Source organism: Hymenobacter sp. IS2118 (assembly GCF_000715495.1).
Lineage (GTDB): Bacteria > Bacteroidota > Bacteroidia > Cytophagales > Hymenobacteraceae > Hymenobacter.
The window spans coordinates 79,519-98,893 of sequence record NZ_JNLX01000006.1; the positions used below are offsets into that span (position 1 = coordinate 79,519).

The 19,375-nt window shown below is 60.9% G+C and carries 19 protein-coding genes; 8 read left to right on the forward strand and 11 right to left on the reverse strand.

The features are described 5' to 3' along the window. Positions 1-30 precede the first annotated feature (30 nt). On the reverse strand, positions 31-1,317 hold the full coding sequence (locus tag GM79_RS00620; RefSeq protein ID WP_035557498.1) for a PQQ-dependent sugar dehydrogenase: 1,287 nt from the start codon (positions 1,315-1,317) through the stop codon (positions 31-33). A gap of 243 nt (positions 1,318-1,560) precedes the next feature. Beyond that, the gene (locus tag GM79_RS00625) at positions 1,561-2,163 is read right to left on the reverse strand and encodes a NifU family protein (protein WP_035557502.1); all 603 of its coding nucleotides are present in this window, start codon (positions 2,161-2,163) and stop codon (positions 1,561-1,563) included. A gap of 215 nt (positions 2,164-2,378) precedes the next feature. Between GM79_RS00625 and GM79_RS00630 the strand changes: the two genes are divergently transcribed. Next, positions 2,379-4,619, forward strand: a complete 2,241-nt coding sequence (locus tag GM79_RS00630; RefSeq protein WP_035557505.1) for an OmpA family protein — start codon at positions 2,379-2,381, stop codon at positions 4,617-4,619. A gap of 18 nt (positions 4,620-4,637) precedes the next feature. On the opposite strand, the gene aroC is transcribed toward GM79_RS00630, so the two are convergent. Together aroC and GM79_RS00640 are read right to left on the reverse strand one after the other, a co-directional pair. After that, positions 4,638-5,717: a chorismate synthase gene (aroC, locus tag GM79_RS00635; RefSeq protein ID WP_035557507.1), complete on the reverse strand. Its 1,080-nt coding sequence runs from the start codon at positions 5,715-5,717 to the stop codon at positions 4,638-4,640. Between the two features lie 120 nt (positions 5,718-5,837). Next, positions 5,838-7,412, reverse strand: a complete 1,575-nt coding sequence (locus GM79_RS00640; protein WP_161787085.1) for a BatD family protein — start codon at positions 7,410-7,412, stop codon at positions 5,838-5,840. A 296-nt stretch (positions 7,413-7,708) separates the two neighbouring features. Between GM79_RS00640 and GM79_RS00645 the strand changes: the two genes are divergently transcribed. The 7 genes from GM79_RS00645 to GM79_RS00680 all read left to right on the forward strand — a co-directional run bounded on the left by GM79_RS00645 (position 7,709) and on the right by GM79_RS00680 (position 13,716). After that, a complete protein-coding gene (locus tag GM79_RS00645) occupies positions 7,709-8,470 on the forward strand; it encodes a ferritin-like domain-containing protein (RefSeq protein WP_035557513.1) in 762 nt (253 codons plus the stop codon). A gap of 34 nt (positions 8,471-8,504) precedes the next feature. Then, entirely contained in the window at positions 8,505-9,338 is an 834-nt protein-coding gene (locus GM79_RS00650; protein ID WP_035557516.1) for a ferritin-like domain-containing protein, read from the forward strand. Positions 9,339-9,656: 318 nt separating this feature from the next. Beyond that, on the forward strand, positions 9,657-10,457 hold the full coding sequence (locus GM79_RS00655) for a ferritin-like domain-containing protein (RefSeq protein ID WP_035557519.1): 801 nt from the start codon (positions 9,657-9,659) through the stop codon (positions 10,455-10,457). 40 nt (positions 10,458-10,497) lie between these two features. After that, positions 10,498-11,517, forward strand: coding sequence for a ferritin-like domain-containing protein (locus tag GM79_RS00660; RefSeq protein ID WP_035557522.1), 1,020 nt, complete (start codon positions 10,498-10,500; stop codon positions 11,515-11,517). 298 nt (positions 11,518-11,815) lie between these two features. Then, on the forward strand, positions 11,816-12,379 hold the full coding sequence (locus GM79_RS00665; protein ID WP_051718324.1) for a ferritin-like domain-containing protein: 564 nt from the start codon (positions 11,816-11,818) through the stop codon (positions 12,377-12,379). Positions 12,380-12,403: 24 nt separating this feature from the next. After that, positions 12,404-13,291, forward strand: a complete 888-nt coding sequence (locus tag GM79_RS00670; RefSeq protein WP_035557527.1) for a ferritin-like domain-containing protein — start codon at positions 12,404-12,406, stop codon at positions 13,289-13,291. Between the two features lie 209 nt (positions 13,292-13,500). After that, on the forward strand, positions 13,501-13,716 hold the full coding sequence (locus tag GM79_RS00680; protein ID WP_035557533.1) for a hypothetical protein: 216 nt from the start codon (positions 13,501-13,503) through the stop codon (positions 13,714-13,716). A 24-nt stretch (positions 13,717-13,740) separates the two neighbouring features. On the opposite strand, the gene queG is transcribed toward GM79_RS00680, so the two are convergent. The 7 genes from queG to GM79_RS00715 all read right to left on the reverse strand — a co-directional run bounded on the left by queG (position 13,741) and on the right by GM79_RS00715 (position 19,373). Then, a complete protein-coding gene (gene queG, locus GM79_RS00685; RefSeq protein ID WP_035557535.1) occupies positions 13,741-14,676 on the reverse strand; it encodes a tRNA epoxyqueuosine(34) reductase QueG in 936 nt (311 codons plus the stop codon). 123 nt (positions 14,677-14,799) lie between these two features. Beyond that, positions 14,800-15,453: a hypothetical protein gene (locus GM79_RS00690; RefSeq protein WP_152559751.1), complete on the reverse strand. Its 654-nt coding sequence runs from the start codon at positions 15,451-15,453 to the stop codon at positions 14,800-14,802. Between the two features lie 10 nt (positions 15,454-15,463). Then, the gene (gene ruvB / locus GM79_RS00695; protein WP_035557542.1) at positions 15,464-16,519 is read right to left on the reverse strand and encodes a Holliday junction branch migration DNA helicase RuvB; all 1,056 of its coding nucleotides are present in this window, start codon (positions 16,517-16,519) and stop codon (positions 15,464-15,466) included. A 127-nt stretch (positions 16,520-16,646) separates the two neighbouring features. Beyond that, a complete protein-coding gene (locus GM79_RS00700; protein ID WP_035557545.1) occupies positions 16,647-16,994 on the reverse strand; it encodes an HIRAN domain-containing protein in 348 nt (115 codons plus the stop codon). Between the two features lie 77 nt (positions 16,995-17,071). After that, on the reverse strand, positions 17,072-17,419 hold the full coding sequence (locus GM79_RS00705; RefSeq protein ID WP_035557548.1) for a hypothetical protein: 348 nt from the start codon (positions 17,417-17,419) through the stop codon (positions 17,072-17,074). After that, positions 17,419-17,643, reverse strand: a complete 225-nt coding sequence (locus tag GM79_RS00710; RefSeq protein WP_035557551.1) for a hypothetical protein — start codon at positions 17,641-17,643, stop codon at positions 17,419-17,421. The genes GM79_RS00705 and GM79_RS00710 overlap by 1 nt, the downstream gene beginning before the upstream one ends. A 494-nt stretch (positions 17,644-18,137) precedes the next feature. Beyond that, a complete protein-coding gene (locus GM79_RS00715) occupies positions 18,138-19,373 on the reverse strand; it encodes an acyl-CoA dehydrogenase family protein (protein ID WP_035557554.1) in 1,236 nt (411 codons plus the stop codon). Positions 19,374-19,375 lie beyond the last annotated feature (2 nt).

A 19,375-nucleotide genomic window follows, 5' to 3' on the forward strand; every position in this document is an offset into this window, starting at 1 on the left:
TTCTGCTGCCTGCCGCAGCTGGCGGCCGCGCTATTGCCCGGCGGTCGCCTTGGGGGCCAGCTTCCACAGCTCGCCATTCGCCTCATCCGTGACGATATACAGGGCGCCATCCGGCCCTTGCCGTACATCGCGAATGCGCTGCTTACGGTCGGAGAGCAACCGCTCTTCGCCCGTTACCCGGCCGTTCTCAATTTGAAGGCGCACCAGCTCTTTGTCTTTAAGAGCGCCCACAAACAGGTTGCCGCGCCAGGCTGGAAACGCCTCGCCGGAATAGAATTCGGCGCCCGAAGGCGCAATCACCGGGTCCCAATAGTATACTGGGTCTACGAAGCCTGCTTTGGTGGTCACGGCATTGGGCACGGGTTCGCCCGAGTACTCCTCGCCAAAGGTCACCAGCGGCCACCCGTAGTTTTTGCCACCTTCCAGCCGGTTCAGCTCGTCGCCGCCCTGCGGGCCCATGTCCACGGTCCAGAGCTGGCCCTGGGCGTCGAAAGCCATCGATTGCACGTTGCGCTGGCCCACCGTCCAGATTTCGGGCAGCGCGCCGGCCTGCTTGGCGAAGGGGTTGTTCGGGGCCGGTTGGCCGTCAGAAGTGATGCGTAGGGTTTTGCCCATGTGGCTGCCCATTTGCTGGGCCTGCGGCCGGATTTCCAGGTCCGAACGCTCTCCGAGCGTTACATAAAGCAGGCCATCGGGCCCGAAGGCGAGGCGGGAACCAAAGTGCTTGTCGCCGTTGTAAGCCGGCAGCGCCCGGAATATCACCCGCACCTGGCTCAGGCTCCGCTGGTCGGCCGAGAGCACGCCTTTGGCCACACTGGTGGCGTTGCCCGTCGTGCCCCGCGGCTCCGAAAACGACCAGTAGATAGTCTGGTCCGTGCCAAACTTCGGGCTCAGCGCCACGTCGAGCAAGCCGCCCTGCCCGGTCGCATACACGGCGGGCAGCCCTTTGATGGGTTCGCCAAGCTTACCGGGGGCCGACACGATGCGCAGCCGGCCCGGCCTCTCGGTTACCAGCAGGTCGCCGTTGGGCAGGGGCTCCACGGCCCACGGGTTTTCGAGTCCTTTGGCCAGCACCAGCACCTCGAAGTCGGCAGCCGATTTCAGGCCGCTGGCCCGGTATTGCTCGGGAAACGTGGGCTGCTGGCCGGGCACATTGGCTTCCCGGGTTTCGAGCGGGGCGCGGCCGGTTTGGTCCGTAAGCTGCGCTGTAGCGTTGTCGCTGGCCTGGGCGCGCTGCTCCTGGCCGGAGTTGCTGCAGGCCGCGCAAAACCCGACTAGCAGAATAGCTGAGGCACTGATAAATTGGCGTTGGTTCATGAGGTATTGCCTTTATAATATGGAAGCTGCGTTAAGCTAATGAGCCTCCATCAAGTACGCAGCCAGCCCGATACTGTTATTTCAACGATCCACAGGGCATTACAGCGAAACGCCAAATCCTCTACTGAGCTGGTTATTCCTACCACAGCAAAAAGCCCCGACGCTGAGCTGCGTCGGGGCCTTGCATTTTCTAGAATCAGCTGTGGAAAAGCAGAATCTGATTATTAGATTTCAATCGTCAGCTTACACCGTAATGCCTTCGGCCACTACGCTTTGCACTTCGGGCACCATGCGCTTGAGCAGGTTTTCGATGCCGGACTTGAGCGTGACGGTGGCCGAGGGGCAGCCGGAGCACGAGCCCTGCAGGTTCACGGTCACCACGCCTTCGTGGTAGCTTTTGAAGGTGATGTTGCCGCCGTCCTGCTCCACGGCGGGGCGCACGTAATTATCGAGCAGGTCAATGACTTTCTGGGCAATCTGGCCATCCTGCTGGGTGGGGTCGCCAGCGACAGCGGCCTGGGCAGCCTTCTGTTCGGCGGCGGGGTCAACCAGGAAAACGGGGCCGCCGGCCTCCACGTAGCTTTTCAGGAACTGGCGCAGCTCGGGAATAAGCTGCGTCCAGGCCATTTCGGGCTGGCTTTTGGTGACGGTAACGAAGTTTTGAGCAATGAACACGCGACCCACGTAATCGAAACCGAACAGCTCCTGCGCCAAAGGCGAGTTGGAAGCGGCTTCGAGGTTGGGGTAATCCACGCTCACCCCATCAACCAGCAGGTTGGAGTTGAGGACGAACTTCATGCTCTCGGGATTGGGCGAGGCTTCGGCGTAAATGGAAACAGCGGACATAGCTTAGGGCTTAAAATCAAAGGGTAAGGCGGCCGAAGCGACCGCGACAAAGGTACAACCGCAACGGGGCGACCGAGGTTGCAAATGTACGTACATGAGTACAAATGCGCTTCACGCCGGGGCTAGGCGCGCAGCGCTGCGGGCGTCCGCGCCCGGCCCAATATCCGGGCCAGCACGGATGGCGCGGGCAGCCCTCGCCGCCCTACCTTGCCGCCATGATGTGCCCGGCCCTTTCTCTGTTTCACTGGCGGCTGGCGCTGCTTTTGCTTCTGCTCGTCGGCCCCGCCGCCCGCGCCCAGCCAACCCTGCCGCCCGACCTGACGCTTGACGAAGCTTTCGCCGATAACCGCCGCGGCTGGTTCACCGGCGACGATGCCACTTGGCGCGTGAGCCTGGCCAACGGCGAATACCGGCTCGACAACCGCATTGCCGGCGGCCACCTCGCCTGGCGGCCCCTGGTCCTGAACACCGCACAGGATTTTGCCTTGGAAATTGAGCTGCTCGGAACCACGGGGGCTTTTGTATGGGGCGGCGCTGATGGCAGTAATGCCAACGTGGTGGGGGTACTGCCGGGGCAGCGGCTGGCCGTGGGCCGCTGGCGGACCGGACAATGGCAGCTGCTGAGCCCGGCCGGCGGGGCGGCCGCCCCAGCCCTACGGGTCGATGGCTGGAACACCGTGCGCATTGTGCGGCAGGGCCCCACGGTGCGCTATTACGCCAACGGTCAGGAAGTATTTACTCACCAATTCGAACCGCCGCCGGGCAACCTGACCGGGTTTCAGATTGAGGCGGCCCCGGCCACGTTGCGCGCGCGGCGGCTGCGGGCCTGGCACCACTCGGGCATCCGGCTGGCGCCGGGGGTACCGGCCGGGCTGCGCCGCGAGCGGCTGGGGTCGCAGGTGAACTCGGCCGACCACCACGAGGGCTCGCCCGTGCTCTCCCCCGACGGGCAGGAGCTGTACTTCGGCCACCGGCCACCCGTGCCGCCCGGCCAACCCGAGCGCTGCGACATCTGGCGCACCCGCCGCCAGCCCGACGGCAGCTGGGGGCCCGCTCACGACGTGGGGGCGCCGCTCAACAATGGTGGCTACAGCTGCCCGCTCGGCATCACGCCCGACGGCCAGACCCTGCTCGTGCTCAACCACTACAACCCCGACGGCTCGCCGGCTAGCTCAGGCGGCTGCTCGCTGGCTCGCCGCCGGGCCGACGGGGGCTGGGAACGCCCCGAGCCAGTGGTGATTCCCGGCTTGCCGGCCCGACCCAGCTATTACTATTTCAGCCTCGCCGCCGATGGCAATACCATCGTGCTGGCCGTGGGCGACCGGGATAAAGCCGACCAGACCGGCGACCTCTACGTGAGTTTCCGCGATGTACAAAACCGTTGGAGCCAACTCCGCAACCTGGGAAAAGTGGTGAACACGGCCGGCTCGGAAAACGCCCCGTTTCTGGCCCCAGACGGGCAAACCCTGTATTTCAGCTCGGACGGGCACCCCGGCTACGGCGACAGCGACGTGTTTATGACGCGGCGCCTGGACGATACCTGGACCCGCTGGAGCGAGCCGCTCAACCTCGGACCCGGCTTCAACAGCGAAGGTTTTGAGGCCTGCTACGCCATAGGAGTGGCTGGCGACTACGCCTATTTCTGTGCCCGCGACGGAATCACGCCGCTGGAAGACCTTTTCCGGACCCGGCTGCCAGCGGCCGTGCGGCCCCGGCCCACGGTACTGGTGCGCGGCCGGGTGCTCGACGCCCGCACCGGGCGGCCCGTGCCGGGCGCTGCCGTAGCCTATGAGCGGCTGCCGGATGGTCTGGCCGCCGGCACCGCCCACGCCGACCCGGCTGAGGCCCGCTACCAGCTGGCCCTGCCCGCCGGCCGCCAGTACGGCTTCCGGGCCGAAGCCGCCGGCTACCTGGCCGCCTCCGACAACCTGGACCTCACCGACACCACCCGCTACGGCGAAGTGACCCAGGACCTGTTTCTGCTGCCGCTGGCCGAACCCATTGAAGCAGCGGCCGGCCGGACCACGGCGTTGCGCCTGGCCACTCCTGCCGCTGCTGTGCCCGGCCAACTGAAAACCGTGGCCGTGACCGTAGAACCTGCGGAGGAGAAAATCACGCTCAACAATCTGTTTTTCGTGCAGGGAAAAGCGGTGCTCCTGCCCTCTTCTTTTCCTGAGCTAAACCGCCTGGCTCAAACGCTAGCCGAACACCCCAGCCTGAAAATTCGCCTCGACGGCCACACCGACAACACCGGCGACGCCAAAAACCCCGCCCCCAACCAGGTGCTGAGCGAACAGCGTGCCGCCGCCGTGAAAGCGTATTTGATGCGGCAAAAGATTGATGCTAGCCGACTGGCTACCCGCGGCTACGGCGGCGCTCAGCCGGTAGCCCCCAACGACTCCGAAGCCCACAAGGCCCGCAACCGCCGCGTCGAATTCGTCATCGTGCAGCACTGAGGGCGCCGAGGCGCATTCCTAGAGTTGGTTGGCGCGGGCGCGGAGCAGCAGGTCGGCTAGCACGAGCTGGGTCATGGCCTCTACGATGGGCACGGCGCGGGGCAGCACGCAGGCATCGTGGCGGCCCCGGCCCACCAGCGTGATGCTCTCGCCCTGGTCGTTGATGGTTTGCTGGGGTTGGAGCAGCGTGGCCACCGGCTTGAACGCCACCCGGAAATAAATATCCTGGCCGTTGCTGATGCCGCCCTGGCTGCCACCGCTGTGGTTGGTGCGGGTGCGCACGGCCCCAGCTTCGTCGGTATAAAACTCGTCGTTGTGCACCGAGCCGGGCAGCTTCGTGCCCTCAAAGCCGGAGCCAAACTCGAAGCCTTTCACGGCGTTAATGCTGAGCAGGGCGTGGCCCAGCACGGCGGGCAGCTTGTCGAACACGGGCTCGCCCAAGCCGGCGGGCACGTGCCGGGCCACGCCGGTTATCACGCCGCCCACGGTATCGTGCGCCGCCTGGGCGGCGCGGATGCGGGCTTCCATCAGCACGGCCGTTTCGGGGTGAGGGCAGCGCACGGGGTTGGCATCGATAAGGCTCAAATCAAGCGCCTGATACTCCAGGGGCACTTCTACTTCGCCCACTGCGGAGACATAGGCGGCGATTTCAACCCCGAAGTGGCTCAACAACTTGCCGGCAATGGCGCCAGCGGCCACGCGGGCCGCCGTTTCGCGGGCCGAGCTGCGGCCACCGCCGCGGTGGTCGCGCCGGCCGTACTTCACATCGTAGGTGTAGTCGGCGTGGCTGGGGCGGTAGGCTTTGGCAATGTGTGAGTAGTCATCCGAGCGCTGGTCGGCGTTGGGGATGAACAGGCTGATGGGCGTGCCGGTGGTGAAGCCTTCGAACAGGCCCGACTGAATCTGGACGGTATCCGACTCCTTGCGCGGCGTGGTCAGGTCCGACTGGCCGGGCCGGCGCCGGTCGAGGGCGGTCTGAATGTGGGCGGCGTCCACGGCCACGCCCGCCGGGCAGCCGTCAATAATCACGCCGATGCCCGCCCCGTGCGACTCGCCAAAGGTGGTGATGCGAAAAAGGGAACCGAAGGTATTAGACATGAATTTATTAGTTGTTCGTTGCTAGTTGCTGGCTATCAGGGGTTTTTGATTATTTGACTAACAACGAACAACTGACAACTGATAACTGGGATGGCAAAGTTGGCACCGCGCCACCGATAATCAGCCCGAGCGCCCGGCCCGCCACCAGCCAACCCCAGCCACGCCCACCAGCCCAATCAACAGCCAGCTGGCGTAGCGACGCACGTCACGGTACACGTCCAGCGACTGCATACGAGCATCGGCCTCAGCCAGGGCCGGGCCGTAAAAAGGGTCTTCTGCGGGCTTGGGCAGCACTTTTGGAGTCGCCACCGCCCCGCTAATGCGGGGCCGGATTGCGGGCCGCAGCGTATCGTAGCGGGCCGTACCGGGATTGAAGACAACCAGCTGAATCAGGCTATCCAAGGGAATGGTGCCGGGCTGCCGCGCCACCAACCGGTAGCGAAATAGCTTGCGCCCCCCGCCCGGCGCGGCGCGTTCGCGCACTTCAGGGCCGTACACTTCCAGCCCCGGCCACGCTACGAATTCCGGCGCCAGTACCGCAGCTAGATTACCCTGCCCCTGCACGCCAAAAGTGTAGGTAAAGGCTTGGCCCACCAGGGGCACCTTGCGGCTAATAGTCTCCTGCAGCTGGTAAGCGCCCACGGCCACCGCAGCCTGCCGCGGATGCGACGGCAGGCCGCGCACTGCCACGGTCAGGCCCTTGGACAAATACGTTTTGTAGCCCGCCAGGCGGTTATCCTGGCCGGCCTCTGGTTTTTTCAAAAACTTATACTTCACCATGGTCAGGGCCAGGGGGGGGAAGCGTAGCGGGCTGGCCGTGAGGGGATAATACACGTTTTCGGCCAGCCGGAAGCGCAGGTAGAGCTGGCCTTGCTGGCGCACGCTGTCGGGGGTGACGCTGGCTTCGGGGCCGGGCTCCTGCCAGGCCGTGGCCTGGTGCAGCTCCTGCAGCAGCGGCGGCAGCTGCTCGTTGAAATCGTGAAAGGCCAGCATGGCCTGGTCACTCGGCTTGAGGAAAAAGTAGAGGCCCACCCGCACGCCCTGGCCCACATACACGCTGGGCTGGTCGGCCAGCACGGCCAGAAAAGCCCCATCAGGCAGTTCCTGATACTGCGCGGCCTTGGGTTTGCCAAACAGCTTATCGAGGTCGCCCACGGCCTGAAGCGGCGCGGTGGGGTCGGCCGGCAGCGTCAGGGCCGATGGACTGGCGGGCCCAGTGCCGGGCGCGGATGGCGCCGCCGCTGGCGGTGCGGCCAGCGGGTCGGGCAGCACGCGCACAGTAGCGGCCCGGCTGCGCAGCACCACGCCATTTACCGTTAGCTGGAAGGGCTTGATGCTGAACTCGCCCTCGCCGTAGGGCGCATAACGCTGCGTAATGGTGAGGTCGGTGAAGCGGCGGCCCTGCACAGTGCGGATGGTGGTGGTACTCGTTTTACCGCTTTTTTTGAATCCCTCCAGCTCCGGAAATTCCGAATACTCTCCCAGGGTTCCGCCCCGCAGCCGGAAGGCCAGCGTGAATACGCCCGTGACGGGCACCGTGGCCGGGCCCGGCAGCAGCGCCACATCGGCCGGGGCAGTGGGTTTGGGCTGGGGCCGCGAACTGACAGCCGGCGCAGTTATTTCCGGTTTGGGCACGCCGAGCGTGGGCTGGGCACTGGCTGCTGCCGCGCCCAGCACGCCTGCTATTCCTGCCATCCACCCAAAAAGTCTTCCCATAGTCGCTGGCCCGTTGGCGAACCCTAAAAGTAGCGTTTAAACGCGGGGATGCCATTTCCCCAAAGGTTTGCGGCGGCCTTACTTCCAGCGAATCGATGCTGGGAGAATAAAAAAAACCGGCTTGTGGAATCCTTTGGGGGCTCTTTCTGCGTATCTGCATCCAAATCCCACTACCTGTTCTGGTTTTTACTTTTAAAAGCCGCACTCCGGTGTCGGCGGAAATTGTATTGCCTGACCACTAAATTTTCTTTTTCCACCTAATCGTTTCTATTTCCATGTCTGACAATCTTCAGCCCCGCGGCACCGAGGAATCCACGCTCGCTCAGCCGCTGTCCACGCCCATCAAGCGGCGCTCCTTTTTCATGTATGCCGGTGCCACGGCCGGTGCTTCGGCCCTGGTTCTGGCTGGCTGCTCGGACGATAATGACGACAACTCCCCTGCCTTGCCCAAAGGCAACAGCACTACGGCCAACGGCTCCATCAGCCTGGGTTCGGGTGATGTAGGCGTATTGAACTTCGCGTATGCGCTGGAGCAGCTCGAAGCTGATTTCTACGCTAAAGTAGCGGCCCTGCCCAACGGCGCAACGCTGCTCAGTGCCACCGAGTTTGATTATTTCAAGCAGGTTGCCAAGCACGAAGCCATTCACCGCGACTTCTTCAAAGCCGCTCTGGACCGCGACGCCGCTGGCCAGACCTTGCGCGGCCTGACGCCTATATACCCCGCCGCTACTTTCACCAGCCGCGCCAACATCCTGGGCACGGCCAAAACGTTCGAAGACCTCGGCGTATCGGCCTACAACGGTGCGGGCAAGCTCCTCAAAACGCCTGCTTACCTGGTACTTGCCGGCCAGATTGTTTCGGTTGAGGCTCGTCACGCTGCCTACGTTCGTGACTTGGTTGAGAATGGCTCTTTTGCCGCCGACGACGTCGTAAACAGCCTCGGGCTCGATGTAGCCAGAACGCCTGCTGAGGTGCTTACCGCCGCGCAAGCCTTCATTACCGAGAAGCTGGATGGTAGCTCCATTGGCGTTAATTAATCCCCCTTCCCTTCAATCGTAATCAATCTTCGCCATGAATTTCTTCAATATCATCAATCAGCTTTCCGAGGTTGACCCCGACGTAATGGGCCGCCTGGATACCCGGCGCTCCGTGTTCAGCTCGCTGAATACGGTGAGCAAGCGCGCGGCTTTGGCCTCGGCGCCTGCTTTCCTGGCCGCTTTCTTTTCAAAGGCTTATGCTGGCACCACCGCTGGCGACCCCAAGGAGGTATTTAACTACGCCCTCACGCTGGAGTACCTGGAAGAGGACTTCTACAAAAAGATGGTTGCTTCGCCCTTCTTCGCTACGGCATCTGCCGCAGCACAGGGTGCTATCCGTCAAATCCTGAAGCACGAAGCGGCTCACGTGAGCCTGCTGAAAACGGTTATCACCACCATCGGTGGCACGCCCATCGCTCCGGTCACTTTTAAGACGGCCACGTTTGCGACGCTCACTTCGTTTGCCAAGCAACTGGAAGTAGCCCAGCTGCTGGAAGATACCGGCGTACGGGCCTACAAAGGCCGCGCTGGCGACTTGCTGGGTATTCCTGATGTGAACATCACCGGCGTAGGCATGGTGAACCCACTCCAGGCTGCCTTGCAGATTCACTCGGTGGAAGCCCGTCACGCGGCGCACATCCGCTACATGCGTGGCCAAACTCCGTGGATTAGCGGCGATGGCGACCTCGACGGTCAGCCCCACTACAAAGGCGCCATTCCTGAGAGCACCACCACGCAGTCGAACGTGGACATCACCAAACTCGGCACCGGCTACTCGGCTAAGGACGCACAGGCTTCGTTCGATGAAATCCTGACCAAGGCCGAAGTACTTGACAATTCGCGTGCTGGTGGCTTGGTTGGTGCTTAAGCACAGCCAGCTTCCTTCCCGAAGCAAGTAGTATCAAAAAGCCGGCTCCGCTTATGCGGGGCCGGCTTTTTCGTTCTTAAGCAGACCGGCAGTCTGCTTCTGATTAAAAATGAACCCTATGGGTAGATTTTCCGCCGTTATTTCGATAAAATTTTGGCAGCATTGATTTTTCAGGCGTTGCCGTTGCATTAGCAAGGCCCTGATTCGGCTGCGAACAGGCCACGCAGGAGGCTTGGGAGTGCTGTGGGAGCTGCTTTCAATTTTTCTGACGCGCTCAGCCCGACGATTTCATTTCTTAATCCATTACTCATTTTTCTCATGTCCGACACTAACCGGCCCGCTGGCGCTACCTCTTCCCAGCCCGCGCCGCCCTTGTACGCGCCCATCAAACGGCGCTCGTTTTTCCTGTATGCCGGCGCCACAGCCGGCGCTACGGCGCTCGTACTGGCCGGCTGCGATAAAGACCCCAGCACCGCGCCTGCTACCGGCCTGGTGAATGTGGGCATCACGAGCACCAACGACCTGGGCGTCCTCAACTACGCCTACGCCCTGGAACAGCTGGAAGCCGCCTTTTATACCCAGCTGAAGGACGGCGACTACTACAAGTCCCTGACCGCAGGCAGCGCCGAAAAACAGATTCTGGACGACCTGCACTACCACGAGGTAGCGCACCGCGACTTCTTCCGCGCCGCTTTGGCCGGCAACGCCATTCGCAGCCTGGAGCCCGACTTCACGAGCATCGACTTTGGCGTGCGCACGGGCGGCACGGGCGGCAAGCTCGGCGTACTCGACGCAGCCAAAGCATTCGAAGACCTCGGCGTGGCCGCTTACAACGGCGCCGGGCGCTACATCCAAACCCCGCTGAACCTGCTGCTGGCGGGCAAAATCGTGTCGGTAGAGGCCCGCCACGCGGCACTCATCCGCGACCTGCTGGCCGAGGCCACGTTCGTGGGCGACGACGTGGTACAGGTGACTACCGGCGGCCCCATTGTGGCAGGCGGGCCCGTTTCGGCCACCCCCACCGGCCTGGAGCGCTCCAAGTCCCCGGCCGAGGTAGTGGCCGTGGCCAACACCTTCCTGAAAGCCGGCTCAAAGCTGGACGTATCAGGCCTGGTGTAGGTTCTGACGGGCTTTTTCCTAATTATAATATTCCTGCTTCATGAATCTTCTGAATATTCTCGCTGAAATCGAAAAGGCCGACCCCGAAGTGTACGGCCGCCTCGACTCGCGCCGCCGCGTGTTCCGGCACCTGAGCGGCCTGGGCGGCAAACTGGCTACCGCCGCCGTGCCGTTTGCCCTGGGCTCTATCTTCAACAAGGCCTATGCCGGTGCCACCGCCACGCAGGCCACCGTACTGGAAGTGCTCAACTATGCGCTGCTGCTGGAGCACCTCGAAGCCACTTTCTACAACCTCGGCACGGGCAGCATCGCCATCACCAGCGCCCTTAGTGCCAACAACGTCAAGTCGCTGAACGCCATCAAAACCGACGAGAACAACCACGTAGCCTTCCTGCGCGGGGTTATCACGGCGGCGCCGTTCAACGCGGCACCGGTGACCCCGGCTGCTACCGATTTCGACTTCACTGGGGCGCAGGGCGGCTCCCGCGCCGCGCTTTTCGCCGATGTACTAACCGACCCGAATACGTTTCTGGCCGTGGCCCAGGCCCTGGAAGACACCGGCGTGCGCGCCTACAAAGGCAGCGCTACCGATTTGATGTCGAATAAAACCGTGCTCGAAGCCGCCCTCAACATCCACTCGGTGGAAGCCCGCCACGCGGCTCGCATACGCACCATGCGCCGCGGCGGGCTGCAGCCGGCCGGCGACCGGGCCTCGTTTGCGGCACCAGGCGTTAACCTTAGCACTGCACCCAAAAGCTGGGTGTCGGGCCGCGACAACAACGGCCCCGTGCCCGGCACCACCGATGCTGTGTACGGACCGGGCACGCCGGCTTCGGGCACAGCGGCCACCATTTTCTTCCCGGCCGAAAACAATGTAATCCAGGCCGGCGCCAACATCAGCGCCTTGCTCACGACGGCTAATATTACGGGCCTGGCCGCTACCAGTGTTGCAGCTGCCGCTTCCGAAGCGTTTGACGAGCCTCTGGACATGGCCACGGTGAAAGCCATAGCCCGCAACTTCGTCAAAACCGGCACTCCTACGTTTGCGCTGCTTTCTTAGGATTACAGCTGATAATCAATGTTTTTAAGAAAGGTGAATCCAGGTCGGGTTCACCTTTTTTTATGGAGATGCCACCCCCGGGCCGCCAGGAGTATCTTTGTAGGCAGCGGCGAGGTGCGCTTGGGCACCCGGCGGTTCTATTCTTATGTCTGATTCGTTTTTTTCCCGGAGCGGGGCTTTGCACCGCCGGACTTTTTTACGGGTAGCAGGTGCTTCAGCGGCTACTGCATCGCTGGTGCTTGCGGGCTGCTCCGACCCTGCCCCCGCGCCAATCGCAGCAAATCCGAACCTGCTAACCTTGACTGATGGCGACGTGGGCCTGCTCAACTACCTGTATTTGGTGAAGCAGGTGCAAGTTGCTTTTTACCAGAAAGTGATTGGGGCTTTGCCCGGTGACTTTTCGGACGCCGAAAAGCTGTCTTTCAACGACCTGCGCGACCACGAGCTGGTGCACCGCGAAACATTGCGCTTCCTGCTGGGCACCAATGCCTACGATGTGCTACTGCAACAACCGCTGCCCCTGGATTTTTCCAGCTTGAACCTTGCCACGCGGGCCGGCGTGCTGACAGCGGCACAGCAGCTTGAAGACCTGTCCGTGGCGGCCTATGCCGGCAGCCTGCGCCTGCTGGCGGCCGTTCCCACGGCGGCACTTCTGGCCAAAATTGCCTCGACTGAAGCCCGCCACGCTGCTTTTGTGCGCGACCTGCGTACCCCCGGCTCCTTCGCCGGCACCGACGTGGTGGTGAATGCCGGCGCCCTGCAAAGCGTGAGCCTGGCCAAGACGCCCACCCAGGTAATAGACGAAACAAAAGCTTTTTTCCTGCCCATCGTGATTTCGCCCATCCTGCTGCCCACGGTGTAGCACCTCTTTTTTGCCTGATTTCGCATGAATTTCCTCTTGCTTCTCGACCGCATCAGCTCCGTCGACGCCCCCTCGGACGCCGCGCCCCGCCGCGACTTATTGCGCCAGGTGGGCCAGGCCGGTGCCCGCGCTGCCTTAGCCACCCTGCCTTTGGCCCTGGCCGCACCCGCGCAGGCGGCTCTCACCAACAATGCCTTCGATGCCATCGTGCTCCTGCTCAAGCTCGAAGACCTGCTCGTGGATTTGTATACCAAGGCACTGGCGGCTCCCGTGCTCACCAGTGCGGCCCAGGCTGCCGTTCGGCCCGATTTCGTGCTCCTGCTGGAACAGCAGCGGGGCCACGCCCGGTTTCTGCGCGACAACTTTTCGCTTGCCGGACTAACGCCACCTGCCGCCCCCAGCTTCGACTTCAGTGGCCGCCGAAACAATCCGGCCAATCCGGTGCTGTTTCCTGATGTGCTGAGCGACTACGCGGCTTTCCTGCAGCTGGCCCAGCAGCTGGAGGACGCCAGCGCCAGCATCTACCTCGGCCAAATGCCCTTCCTCACCACCGACAAGGCGCTGTTTGACGCCGTGTTTCGCATGCAGCTGGTGGAAGCCCGCCATGCGTCGCACCTGCGCACCCTGCGGCGCACGGCCGCCCCGGCCATTGCCGTAAAAAGCTGGCCCAGCACTGCCGACCCCGCTCCTGCTGCTCCGGTGCTGGTTCCTGGCTCTGGCAACGGCGCCGCTCCCGTATCCATTTATACCTTCGAAGCCAACGAGCGGCAGATTTCGGCTGGCACCACGGTGGTGCCCTTTCCCACCATCCTCACCGGGCTCAACGCGGTGCAGTCCAGGTCGTTTGCTGAGGCTTTCGACGAGCCGCTGCCGACGCTTCAGGCAACGGCACTGCTTGCCATTTTTGGCTAGGCATACAAGATTTTGTTCTTATTTCGAAAGGAGTGGCTCAGGCTGCTCCTTTTGCGTATCCGGCCTACTGAGGCGATGGTATTCCGGGGGCGCCGCTTGCGTAGTCCTTGCATTATAGTGTATATTTATTACCAGTTGGTCGCCGTTATCCTGTCGCGGGAAATAGCGGCTAACACTACTCTTTTTCTTCTTTTCGTATTCCTGACGCTATGCTAGACTACGTAAAAATGATTCTGCTGAAAGTCAGTTTCAACAAGGCGCTGTTCGAAAAGGAACTCCGCAAATCCCTCAAAATACTCAGTCCAGCGGAAGTACCCGACTTTCGGGTGTGGTGCTACCGGCAGTTTGCGCGCATTTACCGGCGCGTGCTAGGGCGCGTATTCGGCAGTATCGAAAACTCGACCTTCAAACTCGATATCGGGTAGTACAGCCACTGTTACGACGGCAACCTATTCGTTGCCGAGCACGAATTTGATGTTTCGTTTCAGCCCCTCGTAGCCCGTGCGCTTCACGGCCGACTGGCGGAAGAGCTCCGTGAATAACTCGTGGGTGATTTCGCGCCAGTCGCCGGGCGTCAGGTCTTTCAGGCTGGGGTGCGCCTGAAACTGCGGCTCCGCGTGCGGCTTCGAGAAGCGGTTCCACGGGCACACGTCCTGGCAGATGTCACAGCCAAAAACCCAGTTGCCGAACTGCCCGGCCATTTCGGTTGGAATCTGGTCCTTCAGCTCGATGGTGAAGTAACTGATGCACTTGCTGCCGTCTACCACGTAGGGCTCGGTGATGGCCTGGGTGGGGCAAGCGTCCACGCATTTGGTGCAGGTGCCGCAGTAGTCGCGAATGGGGCCATCGGCGGGCAGTTCCACGTCCACAATCAGCTCTGCGATGAAGTAGAACGAACCGGCGCCGGGCGTTATCAGGTTGGAGTTTTTTCCCACCCAGCCGAGGCCGCTTTTCTTGGCCCAGGCCTTGTCTAGCACCGGGGCCGAGTCGACGAAGCAACGGCCACCAATCTGGCCTATTTCGGCTTCCATATCGGCCAGCAGCAGTTTCAGCTTGTCTTTGATGACGAAGTGGTAGTCGCGGCCGTAGGCGTACTTACTGATTTTGAGGGTATCGTCGGCCTGCTGGTCCTCTGGCGCGGGGTAATAGTTCAGCAGCAGGGAAATCACCGATTTGGCCCCGTCCACCAGCAAGCGCGGGTCGAGGCGCTTGTCGAAGTGGTTTTCCATGTAGCCCATGCGGCCGTTCATACGCCTGGTGAGCCACGTTTCGAGGCGCGGGGCTTCTTCCTCCAGAAACTCAGCCTTGGAAATACCGCACGCCATGAAACCAAGCTCTGCGGCGCGGCGCTTGATAAAAGGGGCCCACTGGGACTGGGGAAGCATACGATTGTGTGGCGAGGTGATGACTATGCTATTGAGAGCACAGCTATAAAAATAAAGGCGCTCCCAATTTTAATTTGGGTGCGCCTTTCAACAAGTAAAAGCAAAGATTATCAAAGGCGCAACCTATTTAAACCTGCTAATATCTGCAGCCATTATATCATCCATGGTTTCAGTTGGCAGTACCAGGGGTAGACCGTCGCCCCTAGCTGACATCAGGTCCTCCTCCTTTCCGGAAACATAGCAAGCTTCCTGACCGAACAAACGAGGATTTGCCATGTAAATTTTGTTTTCGCTACCTATTGCTGTTGGCATTGCCTCCAGCACGGCAAAAAAGTTTTCGGGCAAGTAATCTGCTCCAACATCAGCTACTACTTCACCAACTTTTTTTTCGGTGTGGAAGATTTGAGCCACGTAGCGGCTGCCGTTGTTGGATAAGGATTCCGCAATTCTAAATTTCTCATTAGGCAATAGCTTAGTTAAAAACTCAATTATTGCGGCCGATAAATCACCTTCTTCATACAGGCACTCTGTATCAAAATAATGCGTCTGTAACTTGTGCTTCTTTGCAAGACGCTCTATTTCATCGCCGGCTAGCACCTTGCCCACATCACTACTATCTTCTTCTGGTTGACGGCCGTTTCGATAATTTTCTGCCAACCGCTTTATCGACTCATCCCATGATTCATTCTTTTTGCCCATTTCGTTGTCGGACTGTGAACTATGACATGAAACAAGAATGCACAAGCACATTGCTGCTGAGAGAATCTGCTTGTGCATTTTTTGAAATTTAGCCTTGGGTTATCTCATCAAACAAGCTGCCACTGTTGCCCCGCATGTTCTGCGGCAGCAAGCGGCCCAAGTGCTGGTAGGCGGCTTCGGTAGCCTCCCGCCCCCGCGAAGTGCGCTTGATGTAGCCTTCCTGAATCAGGAACGGCTCGTACACTTCCTCAATGGTTTCGCCTTCTTCGCCGCAAGCCGTGGCAATGGTGCTGATGCCCACCGGGCCGCCCTTGAATTTGTCGATAATGGTGGTGAGGATGCGCTTGTCCATGTCGTCGAGGCCGCGGGCGTCCACGTCCAACGCGTTGAGGGCAAACTGGGCGATTTCGACCGTGATGGTGCCGTCGCCCTTTATTTGGGCAAAGTCGCGGGTGCGGCGCAGCAGGTTGTTGGCAATGCGGGGCGTGCCGCGCGAGCGGCGGGCAATCTCGAAGGCCGCGTCCTCGTGAATGGGCGTACCCAGGATTTCGGCCGAGCGCTTCACAATGCTGGTGAGCAGCTTGGAATCGTAGTACTCCAGGCGAGCCGAGATGCCAAAACGGGCCCGCAGCGGCGCCGTGAGCATGCCCGAGCGCGTGGTAGCGCCCACTAGGGTAAAGGGCGAGAGCGAAATCTGCACCGAGCGCGCGTTCGGACCCGAATCGAGCATGATGTCGATGCGGTAGTCCTCCATGGCCGAGTACAGGTACTCTTCCACCACGGGATTAAGGCGGTGGATTTCGTCGATGAACAGCACGTCGTGCGGCTCCAGGTTGGTGAGCAGGCCGGCGAGGTCGCTGGGCTTGTCCAGCACCGGGCCGCTGGTCATCTTGATGCCCGAGCCCAGCTCGTTGGCGATGATGTGCGAGAGCGTGGTTTTGCCCAGGCCGGGAGGGCCGTGTAGCAGCACGTGGTCGAGGGCATCGCCGCGCTGCTTGGCAGCGGCCACGAACACCTTTAGGTTCTCCAGAATCTTTTCCTGGCCCGTGAAATCGTCGAACGAAAGGGGCCGCAGGGCCTTGTCGATGTCCTTGTCGGTGGCATCAAAATTCTCGTTGCCGCCGGTGAGATAGGCTTCGCGCATAATGGTATTTGCTAAATTTATTGGTCGGCGCTTGCTAAGCTAATGAGTAACCGATTAACGGACAGAAAAGCTCCCGGACGATGAAATACCTGGATGGTTTTGTTGCGTGCAGCCGCGTAAAGCGTCCTTACTCGTGCAGCAGCACTTCAATATCGAGGTGCAGCCAGTCGGTTTCCCAGGATTTGTGGTTGAGGCGGGCGGTGAGGCTGCGGCCGGCATCGAGCAGACGGGCCACAGTTTCGTTGCGGCTTTCGGGCAGATAGCCGAGCCATACGTTGGCGGGGTCGGTGGCGGGGGCGGTGTGCACCTGCACGGCCCAGTCGTCATATTTGCTATCGGGCTCGCGGGTGAGGTGCAGACTCTGGCCGATTTTCAGCTTCGGCTCGTACTTCTCCAGGTTGGGGCGGTGCGAGGTGCCGGCCACCAGGCATTCGAGCAGCACCAGGGGTTCGGACGCGGGGACGATTTTCATCATGGGGCCAAATTACGGTATGGGCGGCGGGTTTGGCCCTCATTCGGCCGCAAACACGGGCTTTATTAGCGGCTTGCTTGTCATTCAGTTGCTTCCTGCCGCAAGCGCGCTATCTCATCGCGACCGATGGAAGCAACTTCCGACTTGTCATAAATTGACAACAGAAACAGCTTAACGGCCTGCGTATCGACATCTATAACGCGTCGATAGGTAATAATGCGGGCCCCTCCGCTCTTGCCCCGGCTTTTGCTGGCAATAGCAACCCTGATTTTGTAGCAGTCCTGCCCCAGCGGTTCGCCGTGGGTAGAATCCCGCTGCAACACTTCAACCAAATCAATCAATTCCGGCTTTAGCGAACGGTATTTCTTGAGTAGCGGCTTGGCTTCGCGCCGGAAATTGGCCGTGGTGACAACGAGAGTCAACGGCATCAGGAAGCGGCCAAAAAATCGGTTAGGCTAATTTCGGGATGGCGGCCGGCCATGATTTCGGGCACCTCGCACAGCGCCTCGCGCAGGCCGCCCAGCACCAGTTCGCGGCCCTGCAACTGGCGGTAGTATTGCTTCAGCTCCAGCCAGTCGGCCATCGGCAGCACCACCGCTTCGGGCTTGCCGCTGGCATCGGTGAGGTAGTGCAGGGAATCAGGGGCGGACATCGGATTAGATTTTAGGGAACGAGCAAAGTGTGTGGGCCTACCCACCGCTCACTGCTCCGCGTTGTGGCGATGCTAGGACGCGTGGGAGCGTGCTTCATCTTGTCACTAAATTACAGCATATCTGACGGTTTTTGCCTGCCCCACCACCGACGACGGTATTCTGTGGGCATCGCAAAGAAGATGATGAGCCATGCGACGATGCAGCCAGCCAGCCAGGTCAAGACACCAGCTAAGTAGCCGAATATGCAAAGCCCTCCATCACAGCCACCATTACCCCGCCAGTTAACGCTTTGTACCCATAGGGTGACAAGCCCACATGCTATTAAGCACAATACCGCACCACGCCAACCCAAAAGGTAGCAAAACCACCCGATTACCCCAATAACAGCGGCGAATAGAGCGAGCAGGTCCATGGGTTTTGGCTTTTGGTTTAAAAAAAATAAAACCGACCGCCTCGGATGAAGCGGTCGGTTTTATATGGGGCAAGCGACGGCTTACTTAAACGCCTGAATGCCTGTAATATCCGCGCCCGTAATGAGCAGGTGAATATCGTGGGTGCCCTCGTAGGTAATCACCGATTCCAGGTTCATCATGTGGCGCATGATGGGGTACTCGCCGGTAATGCCCATGCCGCCGTGGATTTGGCGGGCTTCGCGGGCCACGTGCAGGGCCATTTCCACGCTGTTGCGCTTGGCCATTGAGATTTGGGCGCTGGTGGCTTTGCCTTCGTTTTTGAGCACTCCGAGGCGCCAGGCCATAAGCTGGGCTTTGGTGATTTCGGTAATCATCTCCGAGAGCTTCTTCTGCTGGAGCTGGAACCCGGCTATGGGCTGGCCGAACTGCTCGCGCTGGAGCGAGTACTTCAGGGCCGATTCGTAGCAGTCGATGGCCGCACCGATGGCACCCCAGGCAATGCCGAAACGGGCCGAATCGAGGCAGGAAAGCGGACCTTTGAGACCGTCGATGTTGGGCAGAATGTTCTCTTTGGGAATTTTCACGTCCTCAAACACCAGCTCGCCGGTGGTGCTGGCGCGCAAGCTCCACTTGTTGTGGATTTCGGGGGTGCTGAAGCCTTCCATGCCGCGCTCCACGATGACGCCTTTGATGCGGCCGGCTTCATTTTTGGCCCACACTACGGCCACCTGGCACTCGGGCGAGTTCGAAATCCAGAGCTTGGCGCCATTCAGCAGGTAATGGTCGCCCATGTCCTTGATGTTGGTGGTCATGCCGCCGGGGTTGGAGCCGTGGTCGGGCTCCGTCAGGCCGAAGCAGCCGAGCCACTCGCCGGAGGCCAGCTTGGGCAGGAACTTCATGCGCTGCTCCTCCGAGCCGTAGGCGTAAATCGGGAACATCACCAGCGAGCCCTGCACCGAAGCCGTGGAGCGCATGCCGGAATCGCCGCGCTCGATTTCCTGCATAATCAGGCCGTAGCTGATGTAATCCAGACCACCGCCGCCGTAATCCTGCGGCACGGTGGGGCCGAAAGCGCCCACATCACCAAACTTGCGCACAATTTCGGAGGGAAAATGCGCGTCCTGTGCCCATTTTTCGATGTTCGGGTTGATTTCCTTTTTGACAAAGTCGCGGATGGACTGGCGAATGAGCAGGTGCTCCTCGGTGAGGAGCCCATCGAGGTCGAAATAATCGGTGAAGCCGTTGGCATTGGTGCTGCCTTTTTGGGCGCTGTGGGCTTTGGCTTCAGGGGAAAGAACGTCGGCTTGGGAGGACATAA